The organism is Clostridium sp. (genome assembly GCF_029258205.1).
GTDB lineage: Bacteria > Bacillota > Clostridia > Clostridiales > Clostridiaceae > Sarcina.
In genome coordinates this window covers 1-19,216 of the sequence record NZ_JARHZJ010000040.1, presented here as the reverse complement: position 1 = coordinate 19,216, position 19,216 = coordinate 1, and the positions used below count along the sequence as shown (strand labels likewise).

Annotated in this window: 29 protein-coding genes and 1 pseudogene; 7 read left to right on the top strand and 23 right to left on the bottom strand. The window is 27.0% G+C overall.

Going from position 1 to position 19,216, the window contains the following annotated elements; translation table 11 throughout:
* Positions 1–6 precede the first annotated feature (6 nt).
* The 12 genes from Q1J60_RS05560 to Q1J60_RS05505 all read right to left on the bottom strand — a co-directional run bounded on the left by Q1J60_RS05560 (position 7) and on the right by Q1J60_RS05505 (position 5,641).
* Positions 7–366 carry a hypothetical protein gene (locus tag Q1J60_RS05560; protein WP_300259417.1) on the bottom strand — a complete coding sequence of 120 codons (360 nt, stop codon included), beginning with the start codon at positions 364–366 and terminating at the stop codon, positions 7–9.
* 350 nt (positions 367–716) lie between these two features.
* The gene (locus Q1J60_RS05555) at positions 717–1,052 is read right to left on the bottom strand and encodes a hypothetical protein (RefSeq protein ID WP_300259415.1); all 336 of its coding nucleotides are present in this window, start codon (positions 1,050–1,052) and stop codon (positions 717–719) included.
* Between the two features lie 102 nt (positions 1,053–1,154).
* Positions 1,155–1,541, bottom strand: a complete 387-nt coding sequence (locus Q1J60_RS05550) for a RusA family crossover junction endodeoxyribonuclease (RefSeq protein ID WP_300259413.1) — start codon at positions 1,539–1,541, stop codon at positions 1,155–1,157.
* Positions 1,535–1,708 (bottom strand): hypothetical protein, encoded by a 174-nt coding sequence (locus Q1J60_RS05545; RefSeq protein WP_300259411.1) that lies wholly within the window; start codon positions 1,706–1,708, stop codon positions 1,535–1,537. Before Q1J60_RS05545 ends, Q1J60_RS05550 begins: the two co-directional genes overlap by 7 nt.
* Positions 1,709–2,434 (bottom strand): GntR family transcriptional regulator, encoded by a 726-nt coding sequence (locus tag Q1J60_RS05540; protein WP_300259409.1) that lies wholly within the window; start codon positions 2,432–2,434, stop codon positions 1,709–1,711.
* A 12-nt stretch (positions 2,435–2,446) separates the two neighbouring features.
* Positions 2,447–3,322 carry a recombinase RecT gene (locus Q1J60_RS05535; protein ID WP_300259407.1) on the bottom strand — a complete coding sequence of 292 codons (876 nt, stop codon included), beginning with the start codon at positions 3,320–3,322 and terminating at the stop codon, positions 2,447–2,449.
* Between the two features lie 2 nt (positions 3,323–3,324).
* Positions 3,325–4,236: a YqaJ viral recombinase family nuclease gene (locus tag Q1J60_RS05530; RefSeq protein ID WP_300259405.1), complete on the bottom strand. Its 912-nt coding sequence runs from the start codon at positions 4,234–4,236 to the stop codon at positions 3,325–3,327.
* A complete protein-coding gene (locus tag Q1J60_RS05525; RefSeq protein WP_300259403.1) occupies positions 4,236–4,421 on the bottom strand; it encodes a hypothetical protein in 186 nt (61 codons plus the stop codon). Before Q1J60_RS05525 ends, Q1J60_RS05530 begins: the two co-directional genes overlap by 1 nt.
* Positions 4,422–4,433: 12 nt before the next feature.
* Positions 4,434–4,610 (bottom strand): hypothetical protein, encoded by a 177-nt coding sequence (locus tag Q1J60_RS05520; protein WP_300259401.1) that lies wholly within the window; start codon positions 4,608–4,610, stop codon positions 4,434–4,436.
* A 114-nt stretch (positions 4,611–4,724) separates the two neighbouring features.
* Positions 4,725–5,273, bottom strand: a complete 549-nt coding sequence (locus Q1J60_RS05515; protein WP_300259400.1) for a sigma-70 family RNA polymerase sigma factor — start codon at positions 5,271–5,273, stop codon at positions 4,725–4,727.
* A 12-nt stretch (positions 5,274–5,285) separates the two neighbouring features.
* A complete protein-coding gene (locus Q1J60_RS05510) occupies positions 5,286–5,513 on the bottom strand; it encodes a hypothetical protein (RefSeq protein ID WP_423249108.1) in 228 nt (75 codons plus the stop codon).
* Positions 5,441–5,641 carry a hypothetical protein gene (locus Q1J60_RS05505; protein WP_300259398.1) on the bottom strand — a complete coding sequence of 67 codons (201 nt, stop codon included), beginning with the start codon at positions 5,639–5,641 and terminating at the stop codon, positions 5,441–5,443. Before Q1J60_RS05505 ends, Q1J60_RS05510 begins: the two co-directional genes overlap by 73 nt.
* 195 nt (positions 5,642–5,836) lie before the next feature.
* On the opposite strand from Q1J60_RS05505, the gene Q1J60_RS05500 reads away from it, so the two are divergent.
* Positions 5,837–5,995, top strand: a complete 159-nt coding sequence (locus Q1J60_RS05500) for a hypothetical protein (protein WP_300259396.1) — start codon at positions 5,837–5,839, stop codon at positions 5,993–5,995.
* Here Q1J60_RS05500 and Q1J60_RS05495 read toward each other — a convergent pair.
* The 4 genes from Q1J60_RS05495 to Q1J60_RS05480 form a co-directional block, all read right to left on the bottom strand.
* Positions 5,967–6,122 (bottom strand): hypothetical protein, encoded by a 156-nt coding sequence (locus tag Q1J60_RS05495; protein WP_300259394.1) that lies wholly within the window; start codon positions 6,120–6,122, stop codon positions 5,967–5,969. The genes Q1J60_RS05500 and Q1J60_RS05495 overlap by 29 nt on opposite strands.
* A gap of 100 nt (positions 6,123–6,222) precedes the next feature.
* Entirely contained in the window at positions 6,223–6,477 is a 255-nt protein-coding gene (locus Q1J60_RS05490) for a hypothetical protein (protein ID WP_300259392.1), read from the bottom strand.
* Between the two features lie 12 nt (positions 6,478–6,489).
* Positions 6,490–7,179, bottom strand: coding sequence for a Rha family transcriptional regulator (locus Q1J60_RS05485; protein WP_300259390.1), 690 nt, complete (start codon positions 7,177–7,179; stop codon positions 6,490–6,492).
* A 27-nt stretch (positions 7,180–7,206) separates the two neighbouring features.
* Positions 7,207–7,425, bottom strand: coding sequence for a DUF739 family protein (locus Q1J60_RS05480; RefSeq protein WP_300259388.1), 219 nt, complete (start codon positions 7,423–7,425; stop codon positions 7,207–7,209).
* Between the two features lie 165 nt (positions 7,426–7,590).
* Between Q1J60_RS05480 and Q1J60_RS05475 the strand changes: the two genes are divergently transcribed.
* From Q1J60_RS05475 to Q1J60_RS05460, 4 genes and pseudogenes are all read left to right on the top strand, one after another.
* Positions 7,591–8,169: a transcriptional regulator gene (locus tag Q1J60_RS05475; protein WP_300259386.1), complete on the top strand. Its 579-nt coding sequence runs from the start codon at positions 7,591–7,593 to the stop codon at positions 8,167–8,169.
* A 25-nt stretch (positions 8,170–8,194) separates the two neighbouring features.
* The gene (locus Q1J60_RS05470) at positions 8,195–8,710 is read left to right on the top strand and encodes an ImmA/IrrE family metallo-endopeptidase (RefSeq protein WP_300259385.1); all 516 of its coding nucleotides are present in this window, start codon (positions 8,195–8,197) and stop codon (positions 8,708–8,710) included.
* A gap of 71 nt (positions 8,711–8,781) precedes the next feature.
* Entirely contained in the window at positions 8,782–10,245 is a 1,464-nt protein-coding gene (locus tag Q1J60_RS05465) for a recombinase family protein (RefSeq protein ID WP_300259384.1), read from the top strand.
* A gap of 30 nt (positions 10,246–10,275) precedes the next feature.
* Positions 10,276–11,199, top strand: a pseudogene (locus tag Q1J60_RS05460) (DUF1576 domain-containing protein); the annotation flags it as partial.
* A gap of 141 nt (positions 11,200–11,340) precedes the next feature.
* On the opposite strand, the gene Q1J60_RS05455 reads toward Q1J60_RS05460, so the two are convergent.
* From Q1J60_RS05455 to Q1J60_RS05445, 3 genes are all read right to left on the bottom strand, one after another.
* Positions 11,341–11,532: a hypothetical protein gene (locus Q1J60_RS05455; RefSeq protein ID WP_300259383.1), complete on the bottom strand. Its 192-nt coding sequence runs from the start codon at positions 11,530–11,532 to the stop codon at positions 11,341–11,343.
* A 254-nt stretch (positions 11,533–11,786) separates the two neighbouring features.
* Complete coding sequence (locus Q1J60_RS05450; protein WP_300259381.1) at positions 11,787–12,410, bottom strand: copper homeostasis protein CutC; 624 nt, start codon at positions 12,408–12,410, stop codon at positions 11,787–11,789.
* Entirely contained in the window at positions 12,407–13,543 is a 1,137-nt protein-coding gene (locus Q1J60_RS05445; RefSeq protein ID WP_300259379.1) for a mechanosensitive ion channel family protein, read from the bottom strand. Before Q1J60_RS05445 ends, Q1J60_RS05450 begins: the two co-directional genes overlap by 4 nt.
* A 335-nt stretch (positions 13,544–13,878) precedes the next feature.
* Here Q1J60_RS05445 and Q1J60_RS05440 point away from each other — a divergent pair, with 335 nt between their 5' ends.
* On the top strand, positions 13,879–14,610 hold the full coding sequence (locus Q1J60_RS05440) for an NAD-dependent protein deacylase (protein WP_300259377.1): 732 nt from the start codon (positions 13,879–13,881) through the stop codon (positions 14,608–14,610).
* A gap of 540 nt (positions 14,611–15,150) precedes the next feature.
* Here the strand turns inward: Q1J60_RS05440 and Q1J60_RS05430 are convergent.
* Positions 15,151–15,399: a spore coat protein gene (locus Q1J60_RS05430; RefSeq protein WP_300259375.1), complete on the bottom strand. Its 249-nt coding sequence runs from the start codon at positions 15,397–15,399 to the stop codon at positions 15,151–15,153.
* Between the two features lie 12 nt (positions 15,400–15,411).
* A complete protein-coding gene (locus Q1J60_RS05425; protein ID WP_004455885.1) occupies positions 15,412–15,597 on the bottom strand; it encodes a hypothetical protein in 186 nt (61 codons plus the stop codon).
* A 137-nt stretch (positions 15,598–15,734) separates the two neighbouring features.
* Between Q1J60_RS05425 and Q1J60_RS05420 the strand changes: the two genes are divergently transcribed.
* A complete protein-coding gene (locus tag Q1J60_RS05420; protein ID WP_300259373.1) occupies positions 15,735–16,175 on the top strand; it encodes a hypothetical protein in 441 nt (146 codons plus the stop codon).
* 380 nt (positions 16,176–16,555) lie between these two features.
* Here the strand turns inward: Q1J60_RS05420 and bsh are convergent, their stop codons facing one another.
* Both bsh and Q1J60_RS05410 read right to left on the bottom strand, forming a co-directional pair.
* Entirely contained in the window at positions 16,556–17,545 is a 990-nt protein-coding gene (bsh, locus tag Q1J60_RS05415; protein ID WP_300259371.1) for a choloylglycine hydrolase, read from the bottom strand.
* A gap of 28 nt (positions 17,546–17,573) precedes the next feature.
* Positions 17,574–18,827 carry an MFS transporter gene (locus Q1J60_RS05410; RefSeq protein ID WP_300259369.1) on the bottom strand — a complete coding sequence of 418 codons (1,254 nt, stop codon included), beginning with the start codon at positions 18,825–18,827 and terminating at the stop codon, positions 17,574–17,576.
* Between the last annotated feature and the right edge of the window lie 389 nt (positions 18,828–19,216).

Sequence of the window (19,216 nt, the reverse complement as noted above, 5' to 3'; positions counted from 1 at the left end):
ACCAACTTACTCATTTATCTCAATTTCTTCTAAAATTATAGTTTGATTTTTAATATCGCCGTCACCATATTCATAATCTGGCTCTCCCCAATGATAAATATCCGCCTTTAATCCTTCTTTATCCTTGTACATAATTATTGGATTTTTTCTAAATACTATTTTAATATCTTCATGCCATTTTAATTCATCTCTAAAGCTAAGAACTTTTTCTCCAAAATCTACTTTATCGCACCAATCATCTTTAGTATCTTTCATTAAATCCCTTAACTTATTATTGAATATTCTTAATGCAGTATCATAAGATAATGCATATTCAATACCATATTCAATCCACATATCTTGTAAATACACCCTATAAGCTTTCATCTTTAACACCTCTCCGTATCTTTCTTATAAACTCCATAGAACGTTTTATCTATTAAGATAATGCAATAGTTCTCTCTTTCCAAGAAAACCTCCCACACGCTATTTTTAGTTAATAGAGGATGGAGCCTTGTCCAATCCTCCAGTAACTTTATTTTTGGTTTATCAAAGAAACTAATTTGATTATTTATCATATATCACTTCTCTTAATCTATAAATTTAGATAAAAAAATACCGCATATTCATTGTGAATAATACGGTATTTAAATTATACTTATTGTTTCATTTATATTTTTAATATTCTAATTAACAAACTGAAATTTGTTGGATATTCAAAGCAATTCGATTTACTCTTATATGCTTATTATATCAATCTCAATGAAATTTCCTTTTCTATCATTACCATTAATTGAAAGTATATCGTTTATAAATGTAAACTTCTGATACTCGTTATTATATTTAGTGTAATAATATCGTTCAAATTCTTCATCGCCGATTATATCAAACACTGAATTATTAGTTTCTATACTTGGAATTACCTTTAAAATACTGTTATATATGGTTTCTCCGCTAGAATAAACTACTACTCTTGCTTTATGCATAAAGTTATTTCCTTTTTTAGAACGCATATACTGTCTAATTGCATCTTGCGAATCGGTAAACTCTTCAAAGTTATTCTTTCTTCCCATAATATCTCTCCTACTACCTCAATTTACTTTATTTTTATTCTCAATTAATTATAACATATTTTGTAAACACCGAACTATTCAATTTTAAAAGAACACTTTTTATTAATTTAATTCAAATTCAACTCTTTCAAGTTCTTCCGTATATTCTTTTTTAACTCTAAGCTCTACAACCTGACTATCATCTTTATAAGCAATACCATTTAGGCTATCCAATATAATTTTTGCTATATTATCTGCATCTGGTTTCTTTGTTGGCTTTTCTAAGTCCTCTCTTATAGCCTGTACACGCTTTTTACTATAAGACTTAGGTATTTTATAGTAAGCAATTATTAACGCTCTTACAGTCCCTTCTAGGTATCTTCCGTCTTGCTCTTTGTAACACTCTCTTACCAACTTTTCGTATTGAACCGTATCTTGAGGAGTAAAGGCATGACCTCTACATATCCTTGGTCTAGCCTTTCCTCTTATCTTTCCTGTAACTACTACCACCTATATCCTCCAACCTTTACGCTCCATCTTTTTCTAAGTCCAACATCTCTGCACTTAAAGTAAGCGTAAGCTTCTTTTTCTTTCTTTTCTTTTTTAGCTGCTATATCTTTATAAGTCTTTAATGCTAGATCATACGGTGTGTACATATCAAGTAAATTAACTTTCAATTAAATCACCTCTATTTTTTTATTAGTTTGAATTTCTAAAGTTTGAATATATTTCTGTATAGCTCCTTTAGAAAATTCATTTTGTGCTTTGATTTTTATAACTCCACTTTCTTCTTTAATATCTGCCCCCTCAAAAAATGTCCTATAAGTAATATCTGTTAAATAGTTAGCTAATAAGGCATATATTGGAGAAGGATAGGAGCGAGGAGAAGTTGGTTGAGAGTTATCTTCTTCTCCTTCTTTTCCTTCTTTATCATTTTTTTCATTCTTCTCATTCTTTTCATTATTGTTTGTGTATACCTCATGGTTTTTTTGTGGTATACGGTATGGTTCTTCTATGGTTTCTTTATGGTATACGCTATGGTTTTTTTGTGGTTTTTTTATGGTTTTTTCACCCTCTGAAAAATCTTGATAATCATTGTAATTACTAACTTTCAAGGTGGTACCTTTTTTTGATTTTTTTAATTCAATCATTTGTTCACTTTCTAACAACTTTAAGAACTTTCTTACGGTTGTTTTTGAAACTCCCCATCTTTCAGCTAATTTCAATTCGGAAGTGTGATGTTCTCCTCTTTCTACTTCCATTAATTCATTCCCTAATAGGAATTTATTTTCTTTATGGTTAGCTAGAAGGATGATATCTAGCCACCATTTTAACTTTTGTGGATCTTGCCATATCCAATGTTCTTGGATATTTCTATAAAGCTTTATCCATCCTTCTGCCACAACAACCTCCTCCTATTCTTCTAGTGGTGTTCCTTCAAACATATTTTCTTGACCTTCAAGGATTTCTCCATTACTGTCTACTGTATAATCAGCATTTATAACTTCCTCTGCTTCATGTTCATCTTGAATATAATCTATATTAGCTTGTACATTTTCTACATCTTCCATTAAATCTTTATTTACTAAATTTTCATCTGCTGTATATGCCTTCTGCATTTCAATGCTTAAAATTCCCCATTTTGATAATAAGTTTCTTAATACTGTTTTCTTAGCCATTGCATCAAAGTTACTTTTCCAAACTGAATTCTTTGAGCTAAATGTTTTTGAAAATTTATTTGCATGATTATTGATTTCTTCTTTGGTCCAGAATACTGTCTTTTCAAATCCATTAATTAATTTAAAATATCCTGCATATCCAATTACTGCATCTGATTTTCTTTTATCAAAATCAACTTCAATTTCTTCTGTTAATGGATTCCATGAAACTAATTCGCCTTCTCTTATTTCAACTACATTTATAGCTTTATATTGACCTGTTCTTAATGCTAATTGAATATAACCTTTATAACCCATTTGAAATTGAGCTCTATTACCATATGGCACTACCCATGCATATCCTAAGTTCTTATCTACTGGTAAATCCATTGTTGCTGCTACCATACAACTTGCAATTACACTCATTCCATCACACTTTTGTAAGTTTGTATCTGAATTAACTAAGTTAACTATTGAGCTTGTATATTGAGGTGCCTTTTCTTTTAATACATCCTCAAATCTCTTCTTTATGCTTGGATTTTCAATCAACCCCTTAACTGTATTACCTATTGATAAACTGTTACCAGTTCCTTTCTTTGCTAATTGATTCTTTAAACTTGATGCTGTTGCCATAATTATTTTTCCTCCTTAATTACTAATCTTCTACTTATAGTTTCTTTTAAATAATCCTCATACTCATCTTTAAGTAATGCCTTAACTTTTGAACCATCCAGTCTTTTTGAACTTACTAATTTATAACTAATGTTATATCCTGGAGCATTAGCATACTCTGCGTGTTTTATATTTTGTTTTAGTTGATTGTCTATTTCTTTAATTTGCTTATCCACATCATCTCTATAATCTTTAAGCTCTTGTCTTTTATTAAGTAAATCTCTCCAAGATGAATCTAAATTGATAGTTTCACCTTCATTAACATTCTTATATTTTTCATTAACCCATTTTTCTGCAGCACTTGATCCATCCAATGCAGGTGGTGTTTTTTCCTGGACCATATTCCAAAATTCTTTTTCTGCTTCAATAATGTACTCTATAAGTTCATTATCACGCTCAACTTCTTTCCAAATAAACTTTTGTCCACCTATTAAAACTGCTATATATCCTTTACTTGCTCCTGTAACCGCCAAATAATGCTGAACTTGAACTAAATAACTGGCTGGTACTTCTTCACTTTCCCATTCTTTCGCTAAGTATTGATTAGCTGTTTTACATTCTAAAATTGCATCTTCTCCTACAACTCTTCTATCAATATTAGCAACCATAAATGGATAATCTTTATTTTGAAAGTGCCTTCTATCTCTTCTTACTTTCTTACCAGTTCTCTTTTCAAATTCTTTAGCAACTACTTCTTCAAATTGATCTCCCCAATAGGCTGATTCTGATTGCTCTCCTACTTCTAAAATAGGTTCTGTTTTTTCTAAATAAACTTCAAAAGCTGTTTTATATTTATTTAATCCTAGGATAGCTCCTATATCGGAGCCACCTATTCCTTTCTGTCTTTCTCTAAGCCACTCTAATCTCTCTTCCATTAGAATCCCTCCTCTGCCTCTTCTATAAGTTCATCTAAGCACTCACGGCATATTATCTTATCTCCAATAGGAAGATACTTTTCACCTGCATATATGCTATAACCACATTCAGTACAAGTTTTTACTGTTCTTGACTCTTCTCTATTGAGTCTATACTCATAACAACAATCTGGTATATTTTCCATAGCAACACCTCCTTAGACTGTGTTATAATCTTCTTGAATCTTTTTATGAGTACATTGGTTACTTTGGTCGGTGCCAATGCACTCTCTTTTTATTTCTTCCTCTATTAAAACGTTTAGAGGTTTGTCTACTGTTAAGTTACTAAATCTTTCTTGTACACTATTTGTAATCTTCTTAGTTAGTTCTAACATGAGATTAACCAACCTAATATGTTGTAAACTACATAGTAGATAATGCTCCAAATTACAATTAGTACAATTAAAATTACTAAGCAACCTGTATTAACTTTTCTCATTCTTGCTCTCCTATCCTACAAGGCTTTTTCTTAATGAATTTATTGCTCTACTCTTAATTCTAGAAATTTGAACTTGAGTAGTTCCTAATAATTTAGCTGCTTCATTTTGTGTCTTTTCTTCAAAGAAAAGCATATTTATTATTTGTTTTTCTTTATATGGAAGCTTGTTTATAGCAATATTTAAGTCTAGCTCTTCTATATACCTGTCCATATCGAATTTACTAGCACAGCACTCTATAAATTCAATTCCTTTTTCTTCATCAAACATTTTATTTAAAGAAAAAGTGGTTTTTAATTTTTCATAGACTTGTTTATTTCCAATGCGTCTTCTTATATAATTGTTTTTATCTCTATAAATATCATTTATTATGCTCCATCTTATTGTAGCTATAGCAAATGTAGTAAATTTAAAACCTTTGCTTTCATCAAATTTTTTTGCTGCTAATACTAAACCTAACATTGCAGCTGAATTAATTTCATCTACTGTTTTATTGCTTAATTCATAAAAACTTTTAGCAGTACTATAAACCAAGCCAAAGTGTTCCTCTATTTTTATCATAGTTCCTCCTTTTTAAATTACATTTGTTGCAAATATTAAAGCTAACATATTACACGCACTTAATATTAAATATTTAAAGCTTTGCTTTGGCTCTCTTTCATCTAAGCTCTTAATCATAAAATGTACACTTAGATATAAAGTTGTAAAAATTGATATTATCCCTAAGATTATTCTTCCTGCTTCTGTAAGCATTTTTCTCTTAACCTCTTTTCTTCTTTTAACCTCTGAGTTCTTTCCCATTCTCTTGCCATTCTCTCTTCTAATTCCTCTTCACTTATTGCAAAGTAAACTGGAATAGGAGTATCAACTGGACATTTTCTTAACTTACTATAATCTATCTCTATAGGTTTAAATTTCTTTTTAGCCATTTCTATTCTCCTTTTTTTAAAATATTCACCCTTAGCTTTAATGGGATTTTAATTAAAGCTTGTACTATTCATTCCCTTAGTATCAGAGGGATTCACTGTTTACTGATACTTGTCCATTTTGTAAAATTTATCAATAAATGCTATTATATTGTCGTGCGCCTGAATTTTATCACCTAATTGAAAGGAGGTGATAAAATGACTAAAGAAGAATTAGCTCTTGAACTTACTAAACTTATCTCTGACAAAATAGTTAGTTTAACTTTCCATAAGGATAAGAACTATGCTGAAGCTATATCTGAAGCATATAATACGATATATAATTCTATTAATAACGATACAGAGCAGAATAAATAACTAACATAGATTCAGTTAAATCTTTTAATTTTTCAGGCTCACACTCTTTACTTACCTCATATAACAAATCAAATTGTTCTTTTAACTTTTTTTCCATTTCCTCTATTACTTGTTCTGTATTTTCCATCTTAAATCTCTCCTTTCATTTTGTTGAACTTAACAATATGGTCTTATCATATTGCTGATATCGGCAACATGTTATCAATATTCCCATGTAGGAAAATTGATTATTTATTAACTACCTCAACATTTTTAAAATACCAATTTAAAGCAAATACTCTTAATTCCTCTAATCCTGTTGGCATTTCTTCTTCATCTATTTGCTCAAGAAACTCCACTCTACCTTCATCACCAATTAAATAAACATCAACCCAAGGATATCTTTCATCCTTCTCAAATGCTAAATCTCCAATTTCAACTACTTGTATATTAGTAGTTCTTACTTCTAAATCTGTTTTTGTTGTTACAAATTTTCCAACCATGATATTTTCCTCCTATCCTATAGCTTCATCAAAATAGCTCATTTGCTTATAAGGTCTTTCTCTCTTAATAACTGTTATGCTTTCATCAATAACATTTAAGATATTTTTAGAAGTTTCTAACTCTACATCTTCCCATTTGCTTATATTAAGTATTAAAAACACTCTAGCCTTAACTTGTTCAAACTCACTATTAGCTTTAGTAATTCCTAATCTTTTCTTAATGTAATCTGTATAGTTACGTTTCTTGGAGCAACTAATCTTGCACATACTCTTGTATTCTTCGATAGTTTCCTTTTGTTCTATCAAGTTCTTTTGCATATCTTCAACCATTTTATTAAGTCCTTCGATTGCTTTTTGTTCTTTTCCTAATGTTAATTGCTCTTGCATCTGATTAAATGCTTGGACATAAGTTGCAGTAAATAAAACACCTTTCTTACCAGTCATTTTATTTGCTACCATTTCACAACCTTGCTTTGTTAGTTGATAACATGGTCTTTCTTGATTGTTCTTATCTTTATAAGAATCTTCTATGAAGAAATCGCCCAAGTGAAAATTCCCTTCGGCTAAATAGCCTATATATTTTCTTACATCCTTCAATAATTCTGAATGTTCCTTGCCTGTTTTTAAGGCTACCTCTCTACTATCTGTTACTAGAATTACTTTCCCTTCAACTTCAATTGTTTTTAATTCTAAATTCTTCATGTTTTATCACTCCTTCCAAAGTTCAATTTATTGAACTTTTTTTCTAAAAAAATAGATTTGTATTTCTTCTAAACTTATATTTAATAGTTCAGATGCTTTTTTAATTTCATCTTGAGAGAAGAAAATCTTATTATTTAGTTTTAATGACAAAGTTCTTTCTGATACTTGTAATGCTCTTGCAAACTCTCTTTGAGTCCTAAATCTTTCTATAATTCTTCCTCTTAATTTGTCATAATCAAAAGCCATTCATAACACCTCCTACCGTTCAAGTTCAATTCTTTGAACAATTTCATATTATCATGGCATAATATGCGTGTCAATACTTTTGTTCAATTTTTTTAACTTTTTCGTTTAACATCTTGAACTTTTGTTCAAAATATAATATTCTATTACTATGAAAGGAATGATTATATGAAACTTGAAAATACTTCTATTAGATTAAAAAACATAATGAAAGAACGTAATTTAAGACAAGTAGACTTATTAGAAATGCTAAGACCTTTTTGTAATAAATATAATGTTAAAATAAATAAATCAGATATAAGTCAATATTTATCTGGTAAAGTAAAACCAGGACAAGAAAAACTTTCTATGTTGGGTATGGCTTTAAATGTTAATGAAAGTTGGTTAATGGGATATGATGTTCCTATGGAAAGAATTAATCTAGATGATTATAAAGAAAGAATGTTACAATTTGCAAATAATCATAATAAAAACTTTTTTGAAAATAAACTTTTAAATAGTTTTAATAAATTAAATGATTATGGTAAAGAAGAAGCAATAAAAAGAATTGATGAACTTGCCGAACTACCTAAGTATCAAAAAGAAAATAATGTTACTGATCTTCCTAAAAGAGAAAAAAAAATATGGGAAGAACCAGGTAAAGAATATCTTATGCCTATTGCTTGCCATGATGATAATCTTACTGATGAAGAAAAAGACTTTATGGATGAAGCTATTGCTGAATACGAAAGAACTCATAAAAAATAGCTTTTAACTTGGAGGAATATTTACAATGAACAAATATGAAAAATTATTAATGAAAGCAGAAAATGAAGGAGTTCTTGTAGTTGAAGTTGATTGTAAAAGTAATAAACCCTGTGCTAAATGTAAAGGAAACATAATATATATAAATAAAAATACTACTACTGAAGAAAAATATTGTTTGCTAGCAGAAGAAATAGGACATTATAAACTAACTGTTGGTAATATAACAAAATTACAAGATGTAAAAGATGTTAAACAAGAATTATTGGCTAGAAAATGGTCTTATGAAAACTTAATACCTATTAATAACTTAATGGAAGCGTTATTAATAGGTATTAATTCTATAGAAGGAATTACAGAATATTTCAATATTACTGAAAGCTTTTTTTATGAAGCAATTGAATTTTATAAACGTAAATATGGTGTGTATTTTGTTGGAAACGATTATTTATTATATTTTGAGCCATTAAAACTACTCAATTTTTATGGTGAAGAAGTTTATCCTTTTCCAAATGAAAACTTAAATATTAAAAATTTTAGATAAATTAATATCTAATGCTTTTAATATTTAAGCTTATATATTCTATAAAATTTAATATAGTACGAGGTGATAATATGAAAAGAATTGCACTTTATATTAGAAAGTCTGTAAAGGGAGATGAAAATTCAATTTCCTTAGAAGCTCAAACAGAAGTTATTAAGAATTATTTTAAAAGTGAAAATAAGTTTACTGTCTATAAAGATGATGGTTTTAGTGGCGGAAATACTAATAGACCTGCATTTCAAAAATTAATGACTGATGCCATGGAAGGTAAATTTGATATTGTAGCTTGCTATAAATTAGATAGAATAGCTAGAAATACTTTAGATTTTCTTACAACATTTAATACTTTAAAAGAATATGGAATTGATTTAATCTGCGTTGAAGATAAATATGATCCTTCTACTCCAGCTGGTAGATTAATGATGACACTATTAGCATCTTTAGCTGAAATGGAAAGAGAAAATATAAAACAAAGAGTAAGTGATAGTATGCTTAATTTAGCTCGTTCAGGTCGCTGGACTGGAGGTAACACACCTTTTGGATATAAGGTAATAGCTATAGATGGTGGAAAGTACTTAGAATTAGAAGATGAAGAAAATATAAAATATATTTTTAATGAATTTATAAATGGCAAAAGCATTTTCAAACTTGCAGTAGAATTTAATTTTGGTAAGAAAAAAATAAGTAGAATACTTCGTAATATAACTTATTTAAAAAGTTCTAAAGATGCAAATATATATCTAAAACAAGTTTTAAATTATGAAGTTATTGGAGAACCCAACGGATATGGCTACTTACCTTATGGACAAAATAAAGTTATAGGTGGAAAAGTAATAAGAAATAATGATAAGATTGCTACTATAAGTAAACATGAAGCTGTAGTTGATTTAGATACATTTATTAGAGTACAAGAAAAGCTCAAAACATTTGAAGGGAAAAGATCTCCTCGTATTAGCAATAAAAGTTTTTTAGCACAGATGGTTAAATGCAAGTGCGGGGCTAATATGCTTATTGTACTAGGATATAAAAGGAAAGATGGCACCAGAAAATTTTATTTTGCATGTAATGATAAATGTGGAAATAGTTTCGTTGATGTAACTAAAGTTGAATGTACTACTTTAACTGCATTAAAAGATGTTAATTTTTTTAATAGAATTAATAAAAATAAAAATGTTGCAAATAAAGATAATTCTAAGATTAAAAAATCTATAATTAAAGAACTGGAAGAAAAGAAAAAAATATTAGATGGATTAATTGATAAACTTGCTTTAGTAGATTCTAACTTAGCAAATATAGTTATAGAAAAAATGAATTCTGTAAATGTGGATATAAATGATCTACAAAATAAAATAGATTTGTTAGAAAAAGAAGAGATTGCATCTAGTTACAATAAAGAAGATTTTGTTTTAAAAGAAAAAAATAGAAAACACTTCGTAGCGGATTTTGGGAATATGGATATGAAAGAAAAGCAAAATGCCATAAGAGGTATTATTAATAATATAGTTTGGGATGGAGAAAATATAATAATTTCATAGTATTATTATATTAACCATAACTATTTAAATACTATAGGTACTTCTCTAGCCCCTACAGTAAGTCAATTTTCATTCTTCCCAGGAGTTCATCCTATATCTGGAGCTATTATGGGTGCATTAGTTGGAACAATAATAGGATTTATTCTTCCTCCAATTGCTAAAAATGCATCTAAAATTCATTCTGGTTTCTCACTTTATAACGTTGGATTTGCTGGAGGAATTATAGCCATAGCAGTAATGTCTTTAATGAGAGCAGTAGGACATAACTTTGAAACAAACTCTATATGGCATAAAGGAAATAATAACTTATATATTATATTTTTATTTGCTATAAGTGCTTATTTTATAATTTGTAGTTTTATACTAGATAAATCAAAAAAAATAGTATTAAATGATCAAGTAAAAATTAATAAAGAACATGGTATTTTCCCTAGTGACTTTTTTTCAATCTATGGAAGTAGCTGCTATTTTAATATGGGATTACTTTGTATATTCTCAACACTTTTTGTTTTACTTATAAATGGTGATTTAAATGGACCAACAATTGGAGCTATTTTCTCCATGGCTGGTTTTGGATGCTACGGAAAAAATTTAGCTAATTCCATTCCATTAATTATAGGAGCTTCATTAGCATCTTTAATTAGCATCTCAGATATAAATTCTCCTGTTACAGTAGTTTGTATATTATTTAGTACTGGATTAGCTCCTATTTCAGGTTACTATGGTTGGCCTTATGGAATAATAGCAGGATTTCTTCACATATTTATGGTTTTTAATATTGGCCAATTACATGGAGGATTAAACTTATATAATAATGGACTTGCAGGTGGCTTTGTAGCTGCAATTATTGTTCCAGTTATAGAATCTCTTCAAGTTACAAATACAAAAAATAATTTAAAACCTTCTTCTAATAGTAATCCTATTAGTTTAGGAATAAAAAAAGAAGCAAATTAATATGCTTCTTTTTTCTTTACATTTATAACTTTTATATTAAAATGGTCTTATAGTTTAAGTAGAGAGAAATCAACACTATGTTAATTTTGTACTATAAAACTTAACAAACTTATTTATATATTAATTTATTAACTTTTTATCTTATTTAATCTTAGTTCTTTTTACTAAAGTATAAATAAAAGAAGATACTATTCCAATGACTCCACCTAATGCAAATCCAAACTGAGGATTATTGAACAAAGCTCCTAAAGCAAGTCCTATTAAAACTCCTCCCGCTATACTTTTAGTAATATATTCACACTCTTTATCACTTAATATCATCTTCTCTAACACCTTTACCACTCCCAACAAATTCATTTAACTTAATTATACAAACTACTTATTACAAATAATTTACATTAAATTTAAGCATTAGTTACTTTTATAAGTTAACTTTTATCTTTTGTTAGAACTTAGGCATTATTATAAATAATCCCTTCATAGTATGTAACTTAAATCATTAAATATTATAATTGTAAAGAGTTGTTTTTACTGTTTTAAAAGATTAATTATATATATTAAGAGTTATTTTTAATCATTTTATTGTTTTATAACTTTCCTACTATTTTGCTACCATGAAACTCCCTAGCATTGGTATAATCTTTTAACTCTAGAAAATTATCTTTAGTAACACCTCCACCTGGAAGTATTATTATTTTATCTTGGGCATATTCAACTAATGCTTTTAAAATTTCTTTATTTTTAAAAGCATTATTAAGCCCACCCTTTGTTAAAACTCTGTCTACACCTAAATCTATAAGTTTATCTAAGGCATCAAACTTATTTTCTATTTCATCAAAGGCCATGTGAAATGTAACGCTTAAAGGTTTAGCCAACTTAACAAATTCCTTAGTTACTTCATAATCTAAAGTATTGTCATCCTTTAGAAATCCAAATACTACTCCTGTTACTCCTATATTCTTACAAAGTTTTATATCATTTTTCATTATGCTCAATTCTTCTTTAGAATAAATAAAATTTCCTCCTCTTGGTCGAATAATTACATTAATGTCTATATTCATATCATTTTTACATTGAAGAATTGTTCCATAACTTGGTGTTGTTCCACCTTGAGATAAATTATCACAAAGCTCTATTCTATTAGCACCTAATTTCTCAGCTCTTTTTCCTTCCTTATAACTTCCAACACATGCTTCTAACCTAATTATCATATGCCTCTCTCCTCCTCAGTAATATTTTTTATGGATTCCAACTCTGTGTTTTCAAGACTAAAATTTCCAGATCTTCTCTCAAAACCTTTAAAATCAAAATTTAAAAACATTAACCTAACATTTTCTTCTCTTAATATCTCTAATATTTTTATATTTATTTCTTCCTTAAGTTTTTCATATCTTAAATATTCAAATTCATCTGTATAGAAATATATAAAAATCCCAAAACCATAAGTTGAAAGCTCATTAAAACTTACTATTATCAAATTTTTATCTATTTTATCATGTTTCTTTAGCATATTTTCTATTTTATTAACAGAATTTTTTATACTTTCTATTGATGTCTTACAATCCATAGTAAATTTAAAATGAATTCTTCTTAATTTTCTTTGAGTCCAATTTATTATGTTACTATTAGCAAGTTTTGAATTAGGTACAGTAGCAATTGCCATGGAAAAAGTTCTTATTCTTGTACTTCTAAATGTAATCTCCTCAACAACCCCTTCAACATCACCAGCCTGTATCCAATCTCCAATAGAAAATGGCCTATCTAAAACTATCACCATACCCCCAAACAAGTTTGAACATGTATCCTGTGCAGCTAAGGCAAAAGCCACTCCACTTACACCTAATCCAGCAATAAATCCAGTTAATCCAAATTCATTTGCAATTATAATTATTCCAACTAGCAATATTATTAATCTAATAATTATAGAAACAAAAGGAAATACAATAGTATTACCACCATCATTCTTATGTAACTTAGAATAAAGTAATGAATTTTCTAAAGTTAAGTTATATGCAAAATATATAAATGATACCATTATGCCTACTTTTAGAATCTTATATGTAGATAAAAAATCTATTCCTAAGTAATCAATATTTATAACCTTAAATATTGAATATATCCCAACAAAAGACACAATAAGTTTTAATGGATTTTCTAAAGCTCTAACAATATTATTATCCAAGTAATTTTTAGTCTTTCTTGCTCCTATCATTAGCAACTTAAACAAGTTAGTTATTAATATTTTATTTATGATTAAAACAATTATAATAATAACAAAAATTATAATAATCTCTTTTATATTGATAATTGTTAGTCTTCCTAAAAGTCTTTCTAATTCTTTCATAGCACACCTCAAAAGATATTACTATTTTTAACTAAAATAGTTAAAACCATCTTTTCTAAAATAAAAAAGTAGCTTTAACAACTGCAATGAAGTCATTAAAACTACACTTTGTATATTTATATTTTACCTAATTAAAAAAATTTAATGTAAGAAAATACTTTATTTTTTAAATATATACGATTTTACTCAATATCAATTTTTATTATAAAATATAAAAAATTAAGAATTACAAGTTTAATCGCTAGTTAACTTGTCAACTCCCTCTCATATAGATATTGTATATTATTGTAAATAAATTATAATTAAATTATAAACAAATATTTGGAGATGATTTCATGGATAATAATATAAACAAATTAAAAGAAATAATAAAAGATAGTACTAACATAGTTTTCTTTGGAGGAGCTGGCGTGTCAACTGAGTCAGGAATTCCCGACTTTAGAAGTGCTAATGGCTTATTTAATGAAAAACTTAATATTACTTTTACTCCTGAACAGTTAGTTTCTCATAGTTTTTTTGAGAGATATCCAGAAGAGTTTTTTAATTTTTATAAATCTAAACTTATTTATCCTGATGCTAAACCTAATGATGCACATATCACCTTAGCTAAACTTGAAGAAATGGGAAAATTAAAAGCTATAGTTACTCAAAACATAGATGGACTTCATCAAATGGCTGGCAGTAAAAATGTTTTTGAACTTCATGGATCAGTTCTTAGAAACTATTGTGTAAATTGTAATACTTTCTATGATGAAAATTTTATTCTTAAATCAAGGGGAGTACCAAAGTGTACTAAATGTGGAGGAATAGTTAAACCTGATGTGGTTTTATATGAAGAACCATTGGATGATAATGTCATTAGAGGTGCTGTTGATGCCATTTCTAAAGCAGATACACTTATAATAGGCGGAACTTCCTTAGTTGTTTATCCTGCTGCAGGGCTTATTAACTATTTTAGAGGAAAGAATTTAGTTTTAATAAACAAAAGTTCAACTCAAGCTGATTCTAAAGCTGATTTAGTTATAAATGATTCTATAGGAAAAGTATTTAAAAATGTTATTTATTAATTTTTATTAGCCTATAAACTTTTTGTTAAAAACACCTAAAAGCTTATAATTTAATATATACTTAATAAAAAGTATTATTATATATGACTTTAAATAAATTTAATTTAGGTATATTAAGGGGTGCGTATTAAGAAGATGGTTACTCAAAAGATTTTAAGTTACAAAAAAATTTTAAAAATTAATATGTTTTTTTTAATACTATGCTTAGCTATAAATATTGTCTTATTTAAAAGTTTACCAAACAAAGTTGCTTTGCAAGTAATATCAAGTGGAGAACTAGGTAATTATATTCCAAAATTATTTTTTATATTTTTCATACCAATAGTAATTTCTTTAATTACTTTTTATAATTATATTAAAACTGAACTAAGGTTTTCACGTTCTATAGTCCCAGTAATAATTATGTTTATTCTTGATATATTTATTTTAATAACAAACTTATTTTTTTAATAGAAAAGAGACTATTAATTTTCCTAATAGCCTCTTTTCAAGTTTATTTAACAAATTTCTATGTAATATTATTAGTTAGATAGTTTCATCTTATCCTTGAGAAACTTGTTGTTTTACAGTAGATACTTCTTCTGGAGTTGCTTGTTGAGCAGGAATGTAATATCCTTTTTCTTTTGCAACTTTAAAAAGAGCATATTGACGTACTTCATCTTGATTTCTCATACTTTGTATAGTTTCTCTTAATTGTTGGTTCTCACATTGAGAAATTATACTTCCATATCCTGCTAAACTTGCATTTATTCCAGCAAGATAGTCACTTATCATTTCTTTTTCTTGCATCTTGAGTCCCTCCTATCCTAAAAATGACATTAATTTTTCTTTACTATTTTTAGCATCTTGTGCATCTTTTTTTAACATATTTTTTAATGTTGGATCAGTACATTGTTCTGAATAACACTCAAGTTTTTTCTCAATTGTAGAGTGAGCTCCTATTAAATGACGAAGATTTTGTAATTCTAATTCATTTAGATTAGCCATGATAATCCCTCCTAACCTTTTAAAATTCTTTATTATTTTAAGCTTGTTTTTAAATTTTATTCTTAACAAATTATGTAATTAATATTACATTTAAACAATATATTATATTAAACACTAATATTAAGGAGTAATTTAATTTGATATTTTTATGTCTTTTCTTGATACTATTGGGCGTGTGTTCAGTTGCCTTTGTTCTATATCAATGCAATATTAAAATTACTGAATACAAAAGACAAATTTTAACTTTAAATAATCAACTTTCAAAATATAAAAATTCAATCTATAAAAAAACTAACAATGATTCAAAAAAAAATTTAATAATAAATTTTAATAAGCCTGAATTTAGATATGGAATTACACTACCTTATACCTCAATTTTCATAGCTCCCTCTGAAGAATCTATTTCCATTAGTAAAATTAAAGAAAAATCACAAGTAAAAATTATTGATGAAGCTGAAATAAATAATGAAATTTGGTATTATTCATTATTAAATACAGAATCAAAAATAAATTGTAATGGTTGGATTAAAAAAAGCCAATTTTCAATGCTTATGGAAGATACTAATATTATTATTTAATTTTCTTTTTATTTTTAATTTACTCACTGTATAGTATAAATCCTCATTCTTAGAATTTGATGCTTAGTTGCTATATTGTTTGAATGCTTCCCACAATAAAGGTAGATATAAAAAATAATGGAGCAGCTTCTATTTAGAACTACTCCATTATTTTTTATATTTACCTTAATCTCAATTTAATTTTTAACTTAAAATAAAAACTTTGTATTATTATATAAATCTTGACTTATTAGCTATAAAAATATAAAACCTATTAAAAATTATGTATTAGATGAAATATATTCATTATAATAATTATTTTTTAAATCATAATTAAGTACTAATTCAATTTGATATTACAATTTAAAACTTAAAATAATATGTAATTTATTTTATATTTATTAGTTTTCATAATTTATATTTAAAATTGTATTATACTTATAAATACTTATTTCTGTTCCATTTAAATCTTCTTTCTTCATGTCTATAGCATTAATTCCATTATTTTCATAAGTATTATAATAATAAATTTTTTCATCTAAATCCATACAAGCTGTATATTGAGTTAAATCATTTTTACCAGCTGGTGTTACAACTGAACCACTAATCATAGCAACATTGCTTAATATATGGAAAAACTCCATAACATTAATAGAATTTTTGGCATTTTTTAACATAGCATCTCTTAATAAAGCAACTCTTATAAATCTAGATGGTGGTGTAAAATCTCCTGGAAATCCAACTAACCCTGTTCCTTCTCCTAAAGCTTTTAAAGATTCATTACTTACTTGTAATGATGTAATTTGGTTATAACTCATGCTTAAGTATTGACGTAAATTAGTTAAATGCCAATCAAAAGTTGGTGAATTAGTAAGTACTCCAATATTATTATCAAATACTTTTAATCCTTCTTTAGATTGTTCTACAACTATTAAGCTACCTGTTTTATCTCCAATCATCCAATGTAAAGTAGGACTTGGTACATTTGCACTAATTCTTTCATCTACTATTAAAGTGTTTTTCAAAGTTTCCTTAACTTCTTCAACTGAACTAAAGTTTGCTAAAAGCCATAATGTAAAATCATATGCTGGAACATTTTCTTTATTTTCTGATTTTTCTTTAGGATAATATGAATACTCTGGGAAATTTAATCCTGCAACTCCTAATCCTGCTTCATTAAATCCATCTGCAAAAGTTGGATATTCATTAAAAATAGTTCCCATTCCAACAACTGCATATTTAGGTTTAATCTTTCTATTAGTTTCAGTGTTTATTCCTTCATAATTTCTTGGTAAAAAAATTATTGATTGGTTGAATGAAAATTCAATATCCATATTTCTACCAAATAAATGATTACCATCTTTTGTTTCTAATATTAACCCTGTACACATTTAAATCACTCCTATAGCTATTTAAAATTTATTTTGTATTACTAAACATTTGTTTTGATTTTATAATAGAATATCCATTTAAAAAGTATCCTATCAATCCTATAACTAAAAATATTAAAGATGCTGTTGATATTCCTAAATTAGTAGATGTTATTGTGAATAATAATGGAGATAAAGCACTACCTAATGCATAGAAAACACCTACTTTAGCAAATTTTTGAGTACTATCTTTATATCCAAATACATCAGAAGGCATATATGCTGGCGCTGATGTTAATGTAAATATTGTTAATCCTGAAAGAATAGGTATTAAATATCCAACCATACTACCTTTTGGCATAAAAATAATTATTAATAATCCTAATGTAACACCTAAACATGATATAAGCATTGGTTTAAATGAACCTAATTTATCAAATAATTTTCCTCCACCAACATTACCAATTAAACAAGCAACTCCATATGCAGAACCAGCTATCGCTACTTTTGAAGATGAAAATCCTTTAACAGTTAAAATTGGTATAGCTTGTGTTGCTAAAGTAACTGAAGCAAAACATATAAACAATGCACCTATACAAAATATCCAGAAATATTTATTTTTCATATTTTCTTTATCTGATAATCCTGCATAAAGAACTCTTTTAGTTTTTGAATTAGAATTATTAGAAGACTGTTGATCTACTACAATTTCATTTTGTTTAGGATATCTTATGAATAGAACAGCTAAAGGAATACCTACAATAATAAGAACTGCACCTAAAATTATATAAGTTTTTTGCCAACCATAACTTCCAAGTAATTTAACTACAACTTGTTGTAAAAATACATTACCAATTGATCCTCCTGCTAAGGCTATACCTAATGCAGTACCTCTACCTTCACCAGGGAACCAATGATTCATCATAATAGGTAATGATAATCCAGTAAATAGTAATGTACCTAATTGAGTAAAGAATGCACTCGCATTAAACATTAATGCATTCCTTGCAAGTCCATACGATGCAAAAGATATACCAGCAATAATTAACCCTACTATATAAATATATTTAATTTTAAATTTACCATACAGTTTTGCTAATAAAGGATTAAATAAAACTGGTATTGTTCCTGAAAAGTATAACATTGTAAATCCTATTTGGGATATAATGCCTGATTTTGATACTGGAACTTGCATTTGAGCTTGTAAATTTTGAGAAATACAATATGGTATTGCTTGAATCAAAAAGCAAATAAATACCATAAAATATCTTTTGTTATTCAAAATTCTTTTGTTATCTTCCATATTTATTCCACAACCTTATAAAAATTTTTATTTAATTTATAATTATAAATTATTTGCTTTATGAATATTAATATACTCCTATGGCTTGTTCTTTTGCAAAGAGTAAAAATTTAAATTAAATGCTATACACAAGTATAACTTTGACAAAAAAGAGTATAATAAGATAATTACTTAATTATTCTCCTGTTTATAGAGAAATAAAAAAAGTTTTATGAAAATTTTCAGAAAACTTTTAAAATTTTAAAATTTTTAAATTTTAAAAGTTTAAATTTTAAATACTTCAATAGTAATAACTATTAATAAGATTAAGAACATTTTTTGATTTTTTAAGTGGTATAAGAAAATTTATTCAAAGTTTGCCTTTTTAGCATCTTAATAATTTTGATAGA

What these genes read in the sequence shown, in the direction of transcription:
- Q1J60_RS05525 (WP_300259403.1), bottom strand. Translation starts at nt 4,421, where the DNA reads ATGGAAAATATACCAGATTGTTGTTATGAGTATAGACTCAATAGAGAA.
- Q1J60_RS05465 (WP_300259384.1), top strand. Translation starts at nt 8,782, where the DNA reads ATGAAAAGAATTGCACTTTATATTAGAAAGTCTGTAAAGGGAGATGAA.
- Q1J60_RS05485 (WP_300259390.1), bottom strand. Translation starts at nt 7,179, where the DNA reads ATGAAGAATTTAGAATTAAAAACAATTGAAGTTGAAGGGAAAGTAATT.
- Q1J60_RS05505 (WP_300259398.1), bottom strand. Translation starts at nt 5,641, where the DNA reads ATGGCTAAAAAGAAATTTAAACCTATAGAGATAGATTATAGTAAGTTA.
- Q1J60_RS05445 (WP_300259379.1), bottom strand. Translation starts at nt 13,543, where the DNA reads ATGAAAGAATTAGAAAGACTTTTAGGAAGACTAACAATTATCAATATA.
- Q1J60_RS05450 (WP_300259381.1), bottom strand. Translation starts at nt 12,410, where the DNA reads ATGATAATTAGGTTAGAAGCATGTGTTGGAAGTTATAAGGAAGGAAAA.
- Q1J60_RS05490 (WP_300259392.1), bottom strand. Translation starts at nt 6,477, where the DNA reads ATGGTTGGAAAATTTGTAACAACAAAAACAGATTTAGAAGTAAGAACT.
- Q1J60_RS05470 (WP_300259385.1), top strand. Translation starts at nt 8,195, where the DNA reads ATGAACAAATATGAAAAATTATTAATGAAAGCAGAAAATGAAGGAGTT.
- Q1J60_RS05425 (WP_004455885.1), bottom strand. Translation starts at nt 15,597, where the DNA reads ATGGCTAATCTAAATGAATTAGAATTACAAAATCTTCGTCATTTAATA.
- Q1J60_RS05440 (WP_300259377.1), top strand. Translation starts at nt 13,879, where the DNA reads ATGGATAATAATATAAACAAATTAAAAGAAATAATAAAAGATAGTACT.
- Q1J60_RS05430 (WP_300259375.1), bottom strand. Translation starts at nt 15,399, where the DNA reads ATGCAAGAAAAAGAAATGATAAGTGACTATCTTGCTGGAATAAATGCA.
- Q1J60_RS05515 (WP_300259400.1), bottom strand. Translation starts at nt 5,273, where the DNA reads ATGATAAAAATAGAGGAACACTTTGGCTTGGTTTATAGTACTGCTAAA.
- Q1J60_RS05410 (WP_300259369.1), bottom strand. Translation starts at nt 18,827, where the DNA reads ATGGAAGATAACAAAAGAATTTTGAATAACAAAAGATATTTTATGGTA.
- Q1J60_RS05520 (WP_300259401.1), bottom strand. Translation starts at nt 4,610, where the DNA reads ATGTTAGAACTAACTAAGAAGATTACAAATAGTGTACAAGAAAGATTT.
- Q1J60_RS05530 (WP_300259405.1), bottom strand. Translation starts at nt 4,236, where the DNA reads ATGGAAGAGAGATTAGAGTGGCTTAGAGAAAGACAGAAAGGAATAGGT.
- Q1J60_RS05560 (WP_300259417.1), bottom strand. Translation starts at nt 366, where the DNA reads ATGAAAGCTTATAGGGTGTATTTACAAGATATGTGGATTGAATATGGT.
- Q1J60_RS05510 (WP_423249108.1), bottom strand. Translation starts at nt 5,513, where the DNA reads ATGGGAAAGAACTCAGAGGTTAAAAGAAGAAAAGAGGTTAAGAGAAAA.
- bsh (WP_300259371.1), bottom strand. Translation starts at nt 17,545, where the DNA reads ATGTGTACAGGGTTAATATTAGAAACAAAAGATGGTAATCATTTATTT.
- Q1J60_RS05555 (WP_300259415.1), bottom strand. Translation starts at nt 1,052, where the DNA reads ATGGGAAGAAAGAATAACTTTGAAGAGTTTACCGATTCGCAAGATGCA.
- Q1J60_RS05535 (WP_300259407.1), bottom strand. Translation starts at nt 3,322, where the DNA reads ATGGCAACAGCATCAAGTTTAAAGAATCAATTAGCAAAGAAAGGAACT.
- Q1J60_RS05495 (WP_300259394.1), bottom strand. Translation starts at nt 6,122, where the DNA reads ATGGAAAATACAGAACAAGTAATAGAGGAAATGGAAAAAAAGTTAAAA.
- Q1J60_RS05500 (WP_300259396.1), top strand. Translation starts at nt 5,837, where the DNA reads ATGACTAAAGAAGAATTAGCTCTTGAACTTACTAAACTTATCTCTGAC.
- Q1J60_RS05480 (WP_300259388.1), bottom strand. Translation starts at nt 7,425, where the DNA reads ATGGCTTTTGATTATGACAAATTAAGAGGAAGAATTATAGAAAGATTT.
- Q1J60_RS05475 (WP_300259386.1), top strand. Translation starts at nt 7,591, where the DNA reads ATGAAACTTGAAAATACTTCTATTAGATTAAAAAACATAATGAAAGAA.